The following is a 12,985-nucleotide window of genomic DNA, read 5'->3' as shown; positions in this document are numbered from 1 at the left end:
GGTCGTCAGGCGGGAGACGCGGCGATCCGTACCCGGTCGCTCTCCTCGCCGGAGAGGAAGGAGGCCATCGCCCGCCCTTCGTCGGCGACGGCGGTGCGCTCGGCCCGGGAGAAGCGGCGCAGCGGGGTGACGTGCACGGTGTCCGCCTCGGCCGTCCAGGTCGCGGCGACCCTGCCGTCGACCAGGACGACGCGGGCGCCGGCGACGGACAGCGGGCGGTGCGGGTCGTCGATGATCCGGCTGCGGTCGTGGTAGCCGAGGATCGCGTTGTCGAACGCCGGGAGGAACCGCACCGGGGCAGGGGTGCCGGGATCGGGGCGCGGCGCGCCGGGGAGGTCGAGCAGTTCGCGGCCGCGTTCGTCCCGGAAGGCGACCAGTTCCCCGCGTAGGGCGGAAACCGCGGCGGGCAGCCCTGCGAGGCCGCACCAGGCGCGCAGGTCGGCCGAGGCGGCGGGACCGAAGGCTGCCAGATAGCGCCGTACCAGTGCCTGGCCCACGGGGTCGGTGCCGTCCGGGGAGAGCGGGTCGATCTCACGTCCAAGCCAGGAGGACATCAGCGCATAGCGCACGCCGGCCTTCGTTCGCCACAGGCCGCGCGGCGGCAGTTGCACCGTCGGGAGGAGGGCGGCGACCAGTAGTTCGCCGAGGGGCCGCGGCCCGGCCGAGGGCCAGCGGTCGGCGACGGCTCGCGCGAGTTCGGGCATGGAGCGGGGCTCGCCGTCGGCCATGACCTTCCGGCCTGCCTCGGCGAGTGCGCCGTGATCGACCCCGTCGAGCTCGCGCCGGTAGACCCCGACCACCCGCTGGCGCAGCATGCCGTCGTGGCGGGCGCGCCAGGCGACGGCGTCGTCGGCGGTGACGAGATGGACCGTGCGGCGCATGAGGTGCGTACGCACCACGCGCCGCCCGGTCAGCAGGTCCGACAGCCCGGCCGGGTCGAACGCCCGCAGCCGCGACCAGAGCCCGGGGAACGGCTCCTGGGGTTCCTGCGCCTGGAGACCGCTCAGGTGGGCGACGGCGTCGAGGACCGGCAGGTCGGCGCGGTCGAGGAGCAACTGCCGGGCAAGAGTGGCGCGGTTGAGTGCCCGGGTGTCGAGAACGGTCATCGGAGCACCTCGGTCTTCGAGACGTGTGCCGACCCGTGGTCCAGGGCGTCCGGGCGGCTTGCGCGTTCACGGTCGCACGCGATGCGGTCAGATCGTGACCGCATCCGGCATCGGCGTCTCCGGCGCGGCTGCCCGGGGGCCGGAGAGGGCACCGACGGAGGCCGCCAGGCCCTCGGTTCGGCAGCTCGCGATGGCACCTCTGTTCCCTACATTTCCTGCCGAATGACCAGGGAACCGTGGGCGAGGCCTCGCACCACTGCGCAGGATGATGCGCATGGCGCACCCAGCCTTCCCGACCGTGCGCCTCACCCCCCACGGAGCGAACGAGCTTGAGGAGACCACGGCGATGGGCGTTGTCCCGGCGCCGTCCGGCCCCACCCTGGAGTTCGACCGGCCCGGGCCCGGCCGCGCCCGCGTGGATCAGGGAGATCGTGCGCCGGCGGCGGTAGTCGACGGGCCCGCCGAACGTTTCGCGGGCGGCCGGCGTCATAGCGGTAGCCGTCGTCGAAGGGACCACCACCATGACTGCCGCAGCCCGTGCCGTCCGAGCCGTGTCCGGTGCCGTGCTGAGCGCAGGGCTCGTCTGCACCGTCGCCGCGTGCGGCTTCGGGACATCGACGAGCCCGGCGGCTTCGACGGCCCCGGGGACGGCGAGCGCACCGGGCCACAGCGGCGTCTCCTGGCGGGAGCCCGCCTCGTACGCCTACACGCTCCGGTCGAGCGGAGGAGAACGCAGCCTGCTCGGCACCTTCCGGATCTCGGTCCGCGACGGTGCCGTGGTGAAGGCGGTGGGCCTCGACGACATGGGCCGCCGCGCGGTCGGAAGCGCCCCCGACGCCGTGCCCACCCTCGGCGGACTCCTCACGGAGCTGGAGCAGGCGCGACGGGGCGGCGCGGACACGGCCGAGGCGCAGTACGCGGCCGGTGACGGGCATCCGGTGCGGATCGTCCTGGACTGGGAGGAGCACGCGGTCGACGACGAGGCGCGTTACGCCATCAGCGCCTACGAGCCGGGGGACGGCCGGCGCGCCGGGGATGCGGCCCCTCCCCGGCCGGCGTCGTGACGCGCTCCGGCTCCTCGCGGCCGATCGGCCCCTCACCTCCGGCCGGCCGGCGTCCGCCCGAGGGCGGAAGCGGGCCGGCCACGGGGGTGGTGGCTCAGTCCTTGCCCATCGCCTTGCGGACCGCGTCCTTCGTACGGTCCACGAGGGCCGCGACCGGGCCGAGGGCCAGGTTGGCCGCGCCGGACTCGACGCCCGGGTGGGGGCGGGTGGGCGCCATGGCCTCGGCGGCCTTCACGGCCTTGGCCAAAGAGGCGAGGCCGCCGACGTCGGTGCTTCGGCGGATGTGCGTGAACTCGTAGCGCTCCTCCGCCCGGGCGTGCTCCTGCACGTCCCTGCGCAACCGCGTCAGCTGAAGCATGAACTTCGGGTCGTCGGTGTCCAGTTCGTCCAGGGCGGCGAGGGTCTCCTTGGCCGCCCGCTCCTCGGCGAGCCGGTCCTCCACGACCTGCTCGCCGCCGGTGACGTTGCGGCGGACGAAGGGATGGACGACTTCCTCCTCAGCGGTCTCGTGCACGGCCAGCAGCCGCACCAGGCGGCGGAAGGCCTCACGGCGCTCCTCGCCCTGGCTCTGCTCGACCTCGTCGAAGAGGTTGCGGATGTCGCCGTGCTGGCGCATGAGGAGGGCCACCACGTCGGTGTCCGCGGCCCGGTCGTCGCCGGCCTGGGGGGTGTGCATCTCGGGCATGGTCGGCCGCCTCACTTCTCGCGCATCGCGGGGTCGGGGTGCTCGCCCTCGGTCTCGACGCGGTACTCGCGGCCGAACATCTCGTCGTGCTGGGCCATGACCCGCTCACTGGGCGGCTCCTCACCGCCGTGGAGCTGCTCCTGCATCTTCTCGAACCGCTCGTGCGCCTCCCGGACGTAGCCGGCACCCAGCGTGGTCAGGTCCATCTGGGTGTCCAGGAGTTCCCGCAGGTACTGCTTGTTCGGCTCGAAGGTGAGCACGTTCGGCAGCTCCGGCGCCAGCACCGACTCGGGGTCGCGGCCGTCGTGGCGGCGCATCAGGTCGCAGGCGATGTGCAGGTGTTCCAGCTCCTGGTTCAGATGCAGCTCCCAGATCGCCTTGACCTTGGGATCGCTCTCCTGCTCCATGAACGAGTAGTACAGGTAGCACTCGTTGTACTCGTGGTTCACCAGCTGCTCCCACCACGTCTCGCCGGGGTCGACGAGCGACTCGTAGTGGGTGACGTGCTCCTCCTCGATCAGGCCGATCTCCTGGTAGAGCTGCCGGGCGATCGGCTCCATGTAGGTGGGGCCGGTGTTCATGTAGAAGTTCATGGTCTGCTGCTCCGCCGACATGATCGTCAACGCGTGCAGCTTCGACAGCGGGTTCGTCCGGTCCTTGTCGTACGGGTCACGCACGTTGTCGGCCGGGTGACGGTGGTGGAACTTCGTCGGCCGGCCCGGCATCACCTCGGTCAGGCCCTCGACGATCGCGTCCGCCTTGCGGTGCTCGATCATCTCGTACAGGTTCGCGTACCGGTACAGGTGGTCGAAGTCTTCCAGCACACCGAACTGGTACGCCTGCTTCAGATACGGATCCGGCTCCATCCGCGCCACCCACGCGGTCAGGTCCACCGCGACCTGCTCGTAGGCGATCGTCGTCTCCAGCACCGACGACACCCCCGGCAGCAGCCAGTTCACGACCTTCTGCTGCTGCGCCTCGATGTAGCGGGTCTCGGCCAGCCGGCGCTTCACCTCCGGGTCGACGGTGTTGCGGGCGAGCTGGTGGCTGAACATGATCGCCTCGACCTCGATGCCGTTCATCGTGATGATGCGGCACCGGGTGTAGGGGTCGCAGTGATCGGGATCGATCGGCGTGACGGTCAGCTCGCGCCAGTTGCGGACCTGACGGTCGAGCGGGATACCGCGTTGTTCCAATGGGTTGAAGGTCATGGACGGTCTCCTGGGGGGTGAAGGAACTCGCGCGCCGACGGAGTGCCCCGCCAGGGCCGGCGGGAACGGGTTCTTTTCCTCCACTGTTTCGGCCGGGTCGTTTTCCAGCCACCGTTCGCACCCCAAGCGGGTGCTCACTGCACGGGGTGTCCGGGCAAGGGCCGGGCAGGCGTCGGCTGCGGGAGGCTTCGAGGGACCACCCCCGGGTACTTCCACGGCGGAACGTCCCGCCTGCAGAGGAAACGGAGGCACAAAGGCCGTGGTGCTGTCCCATTCACTCGATCACGGAGTCCTCGTCATCACGGTCCACCAGGACCCCGGGGTCGGCGGGCGTGCCGCGCTCCTCACGAAGATCAGCGGTCTCGTCCAGGCCTACCGGCCGGCGCCGGTGGTCGTTCTCCTCGACGAGCCGGCCGCCCGGGACGCGGTGGTCAGTGTGGTCCTGCGCGTCCACCGCCTGTGCAGCCGGCTGGGGACGCTGATGTCGGTGGCCACGCACAGCGCGCCCACCCGCCGCGCGCTGGAGGCGGACGCCGACACCGTCGGCACGCGACTGGTCGTCCACGCCCGTGCGGACACCGCGGTCGCCGCCGCGTTCGCCGCGGCGGCCTGAGGGACGGTCGCGCCTCACGGCATCGTGCTCTGGGCGCTGATCAGCTCGGTGACCGCACGCAGACCTCCCTGGGCGAGTGCGGTGCGTTGCCGGTCCGCGCCGGTGCCGTCCTGCAACAGCCGGTGGATCAGGGACGTGACCTGACGGGTGTCCCCGGATGCGTCCAGGGCGGGGGCGACGTGCCGCAGGAACTCGTAGAGCACGTCTCCGGCCCGGTGCGCCGTGCCGCCGGGGTCGACCAGGGTGTCGCCCAGTCCGTGCCGTGCGGCGTGCCACATGGCGGCCTGCAGCAGTTCCGGCGCGCAGTCCGGGACGGGGGTGTCGGCGGCCGCTTCCGCCAAGGCGGTCTCCACCAGAGCCCGGATGAGCGCGGCGAGCATGACCGCCTCGTCCGCGCGCAGCTGGACATCCAGGCACCGCACCTCGACGGTCGGATAAGTGGCGGACAGGCGGGCCTGCCAGTAGAGCTGGCCGGTGTCGGAGATCAGGCCGGCTTCCAGCAGCCGTTCCACGCGCCGGTCGTAGTCGGTGGCGTCCCGGAAGCGCGGGGGCATGCCGCTGACCGGCCACCGGCTGAAGATCACCGTGCGCCAGCTCGCGAAGCCGGTGTCGTGCCCGTCCCACAGCGGGGAGTTGGAGGCCATGGCCGTCAGCGTCGGCAGCCAGGAGCGAATCCGGTTCAGGACCTGCACACCGGCCTCCCGGTCGGGCACGGCGACGTGCACGTGGGTGCCGTTGACCAGCTGCTCGGCCACCAGCTGCGGCGCCTGGGTGACCATGGCGCGGTAGCGGGCCTGGTCGGTGACGGCGATGGGGCGGCCGTGCCGCAGCGGTGGTGTCCCGCAGACCCCGATCCGGCAGCCGTGCTCCTCGGCGGCCACGCCGACGGCGTGCCGCAGACGCAGCAGATGGCCGCCCACCTCCTCCATGGTGCGGCAGACCGGGGTGGCCACTTCGACCTGCGCCTGGAGCAGCTCGTACTGCACCTCCTGGTCGGTCACCAGATGGCCCACGCCCGCCGCGGCGCGCACTTTGTCCGCCTGCGGTACCGGCAGGCCCGTCACCGGGTCGAGCAGCAGGTACTCCTCTTCCACGCCGATCGTCGTCATCGACCACCCTCTGTTCCGCCCGGCGGCCGGGCCGGATCCCGGCGCGCCGCAACGCGCCTCACACGGCGATGGTCACCCGTCGGGGGACGCTCGTGTGGGACCGAGTGCCGCGATGACGACCGGACAAAACATGACACAGACGCAGCAACCGCTTACGCCGTACAGGCCGCGGGCGTGGTGTCGCCAGCCGGGCCGGGGTACTCGCGCAACGGCGGTGCAAGGTCAGTCGGCACGACGCCGGAGGCGCTCGCCGGCTCGCGGAAGGGAGCGGTTCATGCCCGGGACGATCGAAGAGCAGACGGTGGAGCAACTGGGCGGTCCGAGCAGCGTCCTCGCACGGCAACGGCGTGATCACGCGGAGATGGACCGGCTCATGGAGCGATTCCGGGCCCTCGCGGACGGCGCGGAGCGCGAGCGGATCCTCAAGGAGATCGTCCAGCTGGTCTTCAGCCACGCCTTCGCGGAGGAGACCGTGCTGTGGCCGGCCGTGCGGCGCGCGGTGCCGGACGGTGAGGAACTGACCTCGCGGGTGGAGGAGGAGCATCAGCAGATCAACGACCTGGTCGCCGACATCGAGCGTCTGGGTCCCGGCAGCCCGGAGCGGGAGGAGAAGGTCCGGCGGGTTTTCACCCTGATCCGCCAGGACATCCGGGACGAGGAGGACCTGGTTCTGCCCCGGTTGCAGGAGAGCCTGGACACCACCCGGCTGCGCCGCCTCGGCACCGCCTGGGAGACGGTACGCAAGAGTGCACCCACGCACCCCCACCCGATCGTCCCGCGACGCCCGCCCGGCAACGCGCTCCTGGGCGTGCCGCTCAGCCTCTACGACCGGTTGCGCGACGGACTCGGCCTGAGCGTTCCCTCCAGGGTGGCGAAGAGGGTCCTGTCGGGACTCGCCGGTCTCCTCGTGTCCGCCGCGGTCGCCGCGATCCTGCGTAAACGGCATTGAGCCAACCGCCCGGTCGAATGGATCATTCCGCCATTCGGCCCAGAAACACCCGGTGACAGACAACGGCGACGAACCAGAAGGAATAGGTTCCTCCCGGCCGGATGACCGTCCGAGCACCGTTGCTGCCGATCGAGGAACTGATGGCGACACACACTGAACCGGTTGCGCCGGTACCCGCGGTGGAGCGCCGCGGCGGGGGGAAGGTGATCGTCTCCTGGCTGACGACCACCGATCACAAGAAGATCGGGCACCTGTACCTGATCACGTCGTTCGGGTTCTTCCTGGTCGCCGGGGCGCTGGCGATGCTCATCCGGGCGGAGCTGGCGCGGCCCGGGCTGCAGATCGTCTCCAATGAGCAGTACAACCAGGCATTCACCATGCACGGCACGATCATGCTGCTGCTGTTCGCGACGCCCACCTTCGCCGGGTTCGCCAACGCCGTCATGCCGCTGCAGATCGGTTCACCCGATGTGGCCTTCCCGCGGCTGAACATGCTGTCGTACTGGCTGTTCCTCTTCGGCGGCCTGATCGTGCTCGGCAGCTTCCTCACCCCGCAGGGCTCCGCCGACTTCGGCTGGACCGCGTACACCCCGCTCAGCGGTGGCGAACGCACCCCCCAGATCGGCGGCGACCTGTGGATCATGGGGCTGGCGCTGTCCGGCTTCGGCACCATCCTCGGCTCGGTCAACTTCGTCACGACCATCATCTGCATGCGCGCCCCCGGTATGACGATGTTCCGGATGCCGATCTTCACCTGGAACGTGCTGCTCACCTCGGTGCTGGTGCTGCTGGCCTTCCCGGTGCTGGCCGCCGCGCTTCTGGTCCTGGAGGCGGACCGGCGCTTCGGCGCCCAGGTGTTCAACGCGGAGAACGGGGGCGCGGTGCTGTGGCAGCACCTGTTCTGGTTCTTCGGTCACCCGGAGGTCTACATCCTGGCGCTGCCGTTCTTCGGCGTGATCACCGAGATCATCCCCGTCTTCGCCCGCAAGCCGATCTTCGGTTACACCGGCCTGATCGGGGCCACCATCTCCATCGCCGGGCTGTCGGTGACCGTGTGGGCGCACCACATGTTCGCCACCGGCGCGGTCCTGCTGCCGTTCTTCTCCTTCATGACGTATCTGATCGCCGTGCCGACGGGCGTGAAGTTCTTCAACTGGATCGGCACCATGTGGCGGGGCTCGCTGTCGTTCGAACCGCCCATGCTGTGGGCGCTCGGCTTCCTGGTCACCTTCCTCTTCGGCGGTCTGACCGGTGTCATCCTGGGATCCCCGCCGCTGGACTGGCACGTCACCGACAGTTACTTCGTGGTCGCCCACTTCCACTACGTGCTCTTCGGCACCATCGTGTTCGCGATGTTCGGCGGGTTCAGTTTCTGGTGGCCGAAGATGACCGGCACCATGCTCGACGACCGGCTGGAGAAGATTCACTTCTGGACGCTGTTCGTCGGCTTCCACACGACGTTCCTGGTGCAGCACTGGCTCGGCGCCGAGGGCATGCCCCGCCGCTACGCCGACTACCTCGCCGCCGACGGCTTCACCGCCCTCAACACCATCTCCTCGATCGGCGCGTTCCTGCTCGGCCTGTCCACCCTGCCCTTCCTCTACAACGTGTGGCGGACCGCCCAGAGGGGCGAGAAGGTCGAGGTCGACGACCCCTGGGGCTACGGCCGCTCCCTGGAGTGGGCGACGTCCTGCCCGCCGCCCCGCCACAACTTCCTCACCATGCCCAAGATCCGCTCCGAGTCACCCGCCTTCGACCTGCGCCATCCGGACCTGGCGAGCCTGGACGAGGCGGCGAACACCGGGCAGCGCGACGTGCTCGACGTCGAGGGGCACAAGGGCGAACGGCGGTGAGACGCGGCAGGAACGAGGCACCCGGCGGCATGCCGCGCAGCGTTCTGGCCGACGAGACCGAGGGCTACCTTCTCGCCCACGCCCACCGCGACCAGGCGCAGCGCGAGGCCGAGGAACTCTGCGCGCGGATGCCGTGGCTGACCACGGGCCAAGCCGAGGAAATCACCGTCCACTACGTCCACCAGCGCCTCGATGTCACCCGCCGACTCATGCTGGGCACCGTACGACGGGCCGAGGAACTACGGCAGGAGTACGAAAGCCGCTACGCGGAGCTGCGGAGCGCCCTGCTGCGCCGCCACGCGGCCGCGGCCTGCGCGGTGCTGGCCTGTGCCGCGGGGGCGGGCTCGCTGGCGGCCGGTGTGCTCACCCGCTGACGGTCCGGCTGAGCGGCCGTGCCCCTCCTCAGGGGAAAAGGAGTGGTGACCGGGCCGCTCAGTGGCCGTAGGGCGGCTCGACGCAGCCGGTTCTCCTCGCGGATCGCGAGGCGGTGGCGGCCTCAGGGCCTGGCCGGCTCGACCTTCTTGTCGCGGCCGTTCACCCGCACCGTGACCTTCCTCGGGTTCCGCGCACGGTCGGCCGTGATGCTGTACGACGTGACCTTGCCGTTTCGCCATGTGCAGCCGACCTCGTAGCCGCCCCGCGCACGCAGGCCGGTGAAGGAACCTCTGCTCTTCCAGCCGTCCGGCAGCGCGGGCAGCAGGTGAATGACGCCTTCGTGGCTCTGCAGGAGCACTCCGCCACGGCTCCCGAGATGCCGAAGTTCCCGTCCATCCGGAACGGGGGGTGGTCGCAGAACAGGTTGGGCAGCGTGTTGTAGGTCGGCAGTGCGCGCAGCACGATCTGAGCGCGATGCCCATCGCCCAGACGGGCGAAGAGAGCGGCCCGCCAAGGCCGGTTCCACCAACGGCGGCTGTCGCCCGACACCGTCGCGGCGGTGAACGGAACGCCTTCCTTCTCGCCGCACCGCGCCTTGAGCGAGACGAGGGCGGCCTGGGCGAAGCCCGGTGTCCCCGAGGTGATCTGACGACCCGGGTAGAGACCGCGCGGAGGTGCGAGGTGTGGCGGTGGATGTCGGTGGGACTGTCGATGTCCTCCTGCCACTCCTGCAACTGGCCCCACCTGCAATCCCGTTCGGCGCGAGGCGTGCCCGGCGCCCTCCGACGTGTACCGGAAGACCACGACGTCCGCCGGCCGGCCGGCGAAGGCCTCGCGCAGGACGCGGTGTCCCGGCGCGCCGAAGCGGGTGGTCTCGCTCACCCGGAAGTGGCTGACACCCGCTCTGGGAACGAAGTCGAACCGGGAGAAGCGGTGGGCCGCGGTGTCGGCGCAGGTCAACTCCTTGGTCTGCAAGCGGTTTTCGAAGGGCGCCTCCAGGGTGCGCCGGTCGAGCGTGGTCCAGGTGGTGCCGTCGGCGGAACCGGAGAGCGTCCACTCCTGCGGGTCGCGCTGCGGTACGTCGTCGGCACTCGTCAGACGGTAGGACGTGACCGCGACGGGCGAGGGGAGCTCGACCTGCCACCGCACCTTCGAACCCGGCCCGTCGACGCACCACTTGGTCCTCGTGTCACCGTCGTGCGTCTTGTCGACGCCTTCCGACGAGGAGCCGTTGTACGGTCCGCCGGGAGCCGTGACCCTCGGGGCCGCACGAGGGGCGAAGGTGATGACGACGTCACCGAAGTTCCGGTACGAGCCGAAGCCGGTCATGCCGGTGTCGAAGTCGCCGTCCGGCTTGCCCGCGAGCGCGTTGTCGTAGTTGGCGGCACCGCCCCGGAGGCTGTGTTCGTTGAACTGGATGCGCTCCTCGGAGGGGTCGGCGAAGAGCATGGCGCCCAGTCGGCCCGTTGCCCACGGGAAGTGCCTGTGACTGCCAGTCTCACGCGGGGACGGAGTAGGTCAGCGCCTCGCGCGAGAGGGCGGGCCGCTGGACGGCCGCCGGTGCCACGGTCCCTGCGGCGGCGGTTCCGCCGGTCAGCTGGATGAGCAGAGGTGCGAGGGCGAGGCCGACTTCGAGGACGCTCCGTCGCTGCGGTGGGTGTTCGTTGATCACAGTGAGATCTCCCGGCCTATTCATCGGCCCTTTACGGAAGCGGTGACGCCACATCCGTACCTGTCTATGGCATGAACATCGCGACCGGGGAATAGATCGGATGTCTAGCGGGCGCATCACGCACCGCCCGACGCCGGGCATTCCCGGCCGTGCGATGCCGCACGTCACCTTCAGCCTGACGTCCCGTCACCGAGGACCGGGCGAGCGGTCACCGACCGCCAAGGTCGACAACTGGCCTCGCCCCTCCTGGACTGCAAAAATGAAGGCCAGAGGCACAGTGACCAGGCTCACCTGGAGGTACCCGTGAAGATGCTGATCAACGTCCCGGAGAGTGTGGTCGCGGATGCGCTGCGCGGCCTGGCGGCTGCCCACCCCGAACTGACCGTGGACGTGGAGAACCGGGTGATCGTGCGGCGGGACGCCCCGGTCGCGGGGCAGGTGGGGCTTGTCTCGGGCGGAGGTTCGGGGCACGAGCCGTTGCACGGTGGTTTCGTGGGTCCCGGCATGCTGTCGGCGGCCTGTCCGGGCGAGGTGTTCACCTCCCCGGTGCCCGACCAGATGCTGCGCGCGGCCGCCGCCGTGGACAGCGGGGCGGGTGTGCTGTTCATCGTCAAGAACTACACCGGTGACGTGCTCAACTTCGACATGGCCGCCGAGATGGCCGAGGACGAGGGCATCCGGGTCGCGAAGGTGCTGGTCAACGATGACGTGGCGGTGACCGACAGTCTGTACACGGCGGGGCGGCGCGGTACGGGCGCGACCTTGTTCGTGGAGAAGATCGCGGGGGCCGCCGCGGCCGAGGGCATGCCGCTGGAGCGGGTCGAGGCGATCGCCCGGCAGGTGAACGAGAACTCCCGCAGTTTCGGTGTCGCGCTGAGCGCCTGCAGCACGCCGGCCAAGGGCAGTCCCACCTTCGATCTGCCGCCCGGCGAACTGGAGTTGGGCATCGGAATCCATGGCGAGCCCGGCCGTGAGCGGCGGGCGATGATGACCTCCGGCGAGATCGCCGAGGCCGCCGTCGAGGCGGTGGTCGAGGACCTCCGGCCGCGCAATCCGGTGCTGGTCCTGGTCAACGGCATGGGTGCGACGCCCCTGCTCGAGCTGTACGGCTTCAACGCCGAGGTGCACCGGGTACTCGCCCAGCGCGGCGTCCCCGTGGCCCGCGTCCTCGTCGGCAACTACGTCACCTCGCTGGACATGGCGGGCGCCTCGCTCACCCTGTGCCAGGTCGACGAGGAGCTGCTGCGGCTGTACGACGCGCCGGTGAGGACCCCGGGTCTGCGCTGGGGCGTGTGACACACAGGGGGTAGAGGATCACCACGTACCTACCAGGCAAGGAGATCCAGTGCTCGACGCCGATTTCTTCCGCCGTTGGATGACGGCGACCGCCGTGTCCGTCGACCGGGAGGCGGAACGGCTCACCGCCCTCGACTCCCCCATCGGGGACGCCGATCACGGCAGCAACCTGCAGCGCGGGTTCACGGCCGTCGTGGCCGTGCTGGAGAAGGAGGCCCCGGGCACGCCCGGCGGCGTCCTGACCCTGGCCGGACGCCAGCTGATCTCGACGGTCGGCGGCGCCTCGGGGCCGCTGTACGGGACGCTGCTGCGCCGTACCGGCAAGGCGCTGGGCGATGCCGGCGAGGTCAGCGTGGAGCAGCTGGCCGAGGCCCTGCGGACGGGGGTGGACGCGGTCATGACGCTCGGCGGTGCCGCCCCGGGCGACAAGACCATGATCGACGCGCTGGTGCCCGCGGTGGAGGCGCTCGGCGACTCGTTCGCGGCGGCCCGCACCGCGGCTCAGGAGGGCGCCGTGGCGACGACACCGTTGCAGGCGCGCAAGGGCCGGGCGAGCTATCTGGGCGAGCGCAGCATCGGCCATCAGGATCCCGGTGCCACGTCGGCGGCACTGCTGATCGCCGGACTCACGGAGGCCGCCGGTGAGTGACGAGCCGTTGGTGGGGATCGTGCTGGTGTCGCACAGCGCGCAGGTGGCCGCGTCGGTCGCCGAGCTGGCGAAGGGGCTCGCGGGCGGTGGCCCGGTGGTGCCCGTGGCTCCGGCGGGCGGTACCGAGGGCGGTGGGCTCGGTACGAGTTCCGAACTGATCGCGGCGGCGGCCGCGTCCGTCGACCGCGGTGCCGGAGTCGCGGTGCTGACCGACCTGGGCAGCGCGGTGCTCACCGTGAAGGCGCTGCTCGCGGAGGGCGACGAACTGCCCGAGGGGACGCGCCTGGTGGACGCCCCCTTCGTGGAGGGGGCCGTGGCCGCGGTCGTCACGGCGTCCACCGGGGCGGATCTGGCGGCGGTGGAGGCGGCCGCCACGGAGGCGTACACCTACCGGAAGGTGTGA

The 12,985-nt window shown here is 70.8% G+C and carries 14 protein-coding genes and 1 pseudogene; 8 read left to right on the top strand and 7 right to left on the bottom strand.

The genetic code is table 11. The features are described 5' to 3' along the window. Positions 1-5: 5 nt before the first annotated feature. Positions 6-1,106 (bottom strand): winged helix DNA-binding domain-containing protein, encoded by a 1,101-nt coding sequence (locus ACIQHQ_RS27455; protein WP_402616379.1) that lies wholly within the window; start codon positions 1,104-1,106, stop codon positions 6-8. Positions 1,107-1,627: 521 nt separating this feature from the next. Here ACIQHQ_RS27455 and ACIQHQ_RS27450 point away from each other — a divergent pair. Then, positions 1,628-2,170, top strand: coding sequence for a DUF6174 domain-containing protein (locus tag ACIQHQ_RS27450; protein ID WP_402616376.1), 543 nt, complete (start codon positions 1,628-1,630; stop codon positions 2,168-2,170). Between the two features lie 94 nt (positions 2,171-2,264). Here the strand turns inward: ACIQHQ_RS27450 and ACIQHQ_RS27445 are convergent, their stop codons facing one another. Next, positions 2,265-2,855: a hemerythrin domain-containing protein gene (locus ACIQHQ_RS27445; protein WP_402616373.1), complete on the bottom strand. Its 591-nt coding sequence runs from the start codon at positions 2,853-2,855 to the stop codon at positions 2,265-2,267. An 11-nt stretch (positions 2,856-2,866) separates the two neighbouring features. After that, positions 2,867-4,066, bottom strand: coding sequence for a hypothetical protein (locus tag ACIQHQ_RS27440; protein WP_402616370.1), 1,200 nt, complete (start codon positions 4,064-4,066; stop codon positions 2,867-2,869). Between the two features lie 262 nt (positions 4,067-4,328). Between ACIQHQ_RS27440 and ACIQHQ_RS27435 the strand changes: the two genes are divergently transcribed. After that, complete coding sequence (locus ACIQHQ_RS27435; protein ID WP_402616367.1) at positions 4,329-4,679, top strand: hypothetical protein; 351 nt, start codon at positions 4,329-4,331, stop codon at positions 4,677-4,679. 14 nt (positions 4,680-4,693) lie between these two features. On the opposite strand, the gene ACIQHQ_RS27430 is transcribed toward ACIQHQ_RS27435, so the two are convergent. Continuing rightward, complete coding sequence (locus ACIQHQ_RS27430; RefSeq protein WP_402616365.1) at positions 4,694-5,788, bottom strand: glutamate--cysteine ligase; 1,095 nt, start codon at positions 5,786-5,788, stop codon at positions 4,694-4,696. Positions 5,789-6,062: 274 nt separating this feature from the next. Between ACIQHQ_RS27430 and ACIQHQ_RS27425 the strand changes: the two genes are divergently transcribed. The 3 genes from ACIQHQ_RS27425 to ACIQHQ_RS27415 all read left to right on the top strand — a co-directional run bounded on the left by ACIQHQ_RS27425 (position 6,063) and on the right by ACIQHQ_RS27415 (position 8,964). Continuing rightward, entirely contained in the window at positions 6,063-6,737 is a 675-nt protein-coding gene (locus ACIQHQ_RS27425) for a hemerythrin domain-containing protein (RefSeq protein WP_402616362.1), read from the top strand. Positions 6,738-6,877: 140 nt separating this feature from the next. Then, positions 6,878-8,590, top strand: coding sequence for a cytochrome c oxidase subunit I (gene ctaD / locus ACIQHQ_RS27420; protein ID WP_402616359.1), 1,713 nt, complete (start codon positions 6,878-6,880; stop codon positions 8,588-8,590). 29 nt (positions 8,591-8,619) lie between these two features. Beyond that, positions 8,620-8,964, top strand: a complete 345-nt coding sequence (locus ACIQHQ_RS27415) for a hypothetical protein (RefSeq protein ID WP_402616357.1) — start codon at positions 8,620-8,622, stop codon at positions 8,962-8,964. Between the two features lie 122 nt (positions 8,965-9,086). Here the strand turns inward: ACIQHQ_RS27415 and ACIQHQ_RS27410 are convergent, their stop codons facing one another. From ACIQHQ_RS27410 to ACIQHQ_RS27400, 3 genes and pseudogenes are all read right to left on the bottom strand, one after another. Beyond that, complete coding sequence (locus ACIQHQ_RS27410; protein ID WP_402616355.1) at positions 9,087-9,323, bottom strand: glycoside hydrolase family 95-like protein; 237 nt, start codon at positions 9,321-9,323, stop codon at positions 9,087-9,089. A gap of 56 nt (positions 9,324-9,379) precedes the next feature. Next, positions 9,380-10,294: pseudogene (locus ACIQHQ_RS27405) on the bottom strand (glycosyl hydrolase family 95 catalytic domain-containing protein); the annotation flags it as partial. 169 nt (positions 10,295-10,463) lie between these two features. Further along, a complete protein-coding gene (locus ACIQHQ_RS27400) occupies positions 10,464-10,637 on the bottom strand; it encodes a hypothetical protein (protein ID WP_402616352.1) in 174 nt (57 codons plus the stop codon). Between the two features lie 303 nt (positions 10,638-10,940). Here ACIQHQ_RS27400 and dhaK point away from each other — a divergent pair, with 303 nt between their 5' ends. The 3 genes from dhaK to ACIQHQ_RS27385 are packed head-to-tail and all read left to right on the top strand — an operon-like array spanning position 10,941 to position 12,985. Further along, a complete protein-coding gene (gene dhaK / locus ACIQHQ_RS27395; RefSeq protein WP_402616349.1) occupies positions 10,941-11,933 on the top strand; it encodes a dihydroxyacetone kinase subunit DhaK in 993 nt (330 codons plus the stop codon). A gap of 49 nt (positions 11,934-11,982) precedes the next feature. Further along, positions 11,983-12,582 carry a dihydroxyacetone kinase subunit DhaL gene (gene dhaL, locus ACIQHQ_RS27390; RefSeq protein WP_402616346.1) on the top strand — a complete coding sequence of 200 codons (600 nt, stop codon included), beginning with the start codon at positions 11,983-11,985 and terminating at the stop codon, positions 12,580-12,582. Further along, positions 12,575-12,985: a PTS-dependent dihydroxyacetone kinase phosphotransferase subunit DhaM gene (locus ACIQHQ_RS27385; protein ID WP_390985243.1), complete on the top strand. Its 411-nt coding sequence runs from the start codon at positions 12,575-12,577 to the stop codon at positions 12,983-12,985. Before dhaL ends, ACIQHQ_RS27385 begins: the two co-directional genes overlap by 8 nt.

This window comes from Streptomyces sp. NPDC092370, assembly GCF_044755265.1.
GTDB lineage: Bacteria > Actinomycetota > Actinomycetes > Streptomycetales > Streptomycetaceae > Streptomyces.
The sequence above is the reverse complement of the archived record's forward strand: the minus strand, read 5'-3'. Positions and strand labels throughout refer to the sequence as shown.

Coding starts and splice junctions, on each gene's coding strand:
- ACIQHQ_RS27415 (WP_402616357.1), top strand. CDS start 8,620: ATGCCGCGCAGCGTTCTGGCCGACGAGACCGAGGGCTACCTTCTCGCC.
- ACIQHQ_RS27455 (WP_402616379.1), bottom strand. CDS start 1,106: ATGACCGTTCTCGACACCCGGGCACTCAACCGCGCCACTCTTGCCCGG.
- ACIQHQ_RS27445 (WP_402616373.1), bottom strand. CDS start 2,855: ATGCCCGAGATGCACACCCCCCAGGCCGGCGACGACCGGGCCGCGGAC.
- ACIQHQ_RS27430 (WP_402616365.1), bottom strand. CDS start 5,788: ATGACGACGATCGGCGTGGAAGAGGAGTACCTGCTGCTCGACCCGGTG.
- ACIQHQ_RS27425 (WP_402616362.1), top strand. CDS start 6,063: ATGCCCGGGACGATCGAAGAGCAGACGGTGGAGCAACTGGGCGGTCCG.
- ACIQHQ_RS27450 (WP_402616376.1), top strand. CDS start 1,628: ATGACTGCCGCAGCCCGTGCCGTCCGAGCCGTGTCCGGTGCCGTGCTG.
- ctaD (WP_402616359.1), top strand. CDS start 6,878: ATGGCGACACACACTGAACCGGTTGCGCCGGTACCCGCGGTGGAGCGC.
- ACIQHQ_RS27440 (WP_402616370.1), bottom strand. CDS start 4,066: ATGACCTTCAACCCATTGGAACAACGCGGTATCCCGCTCGACCGTCAG.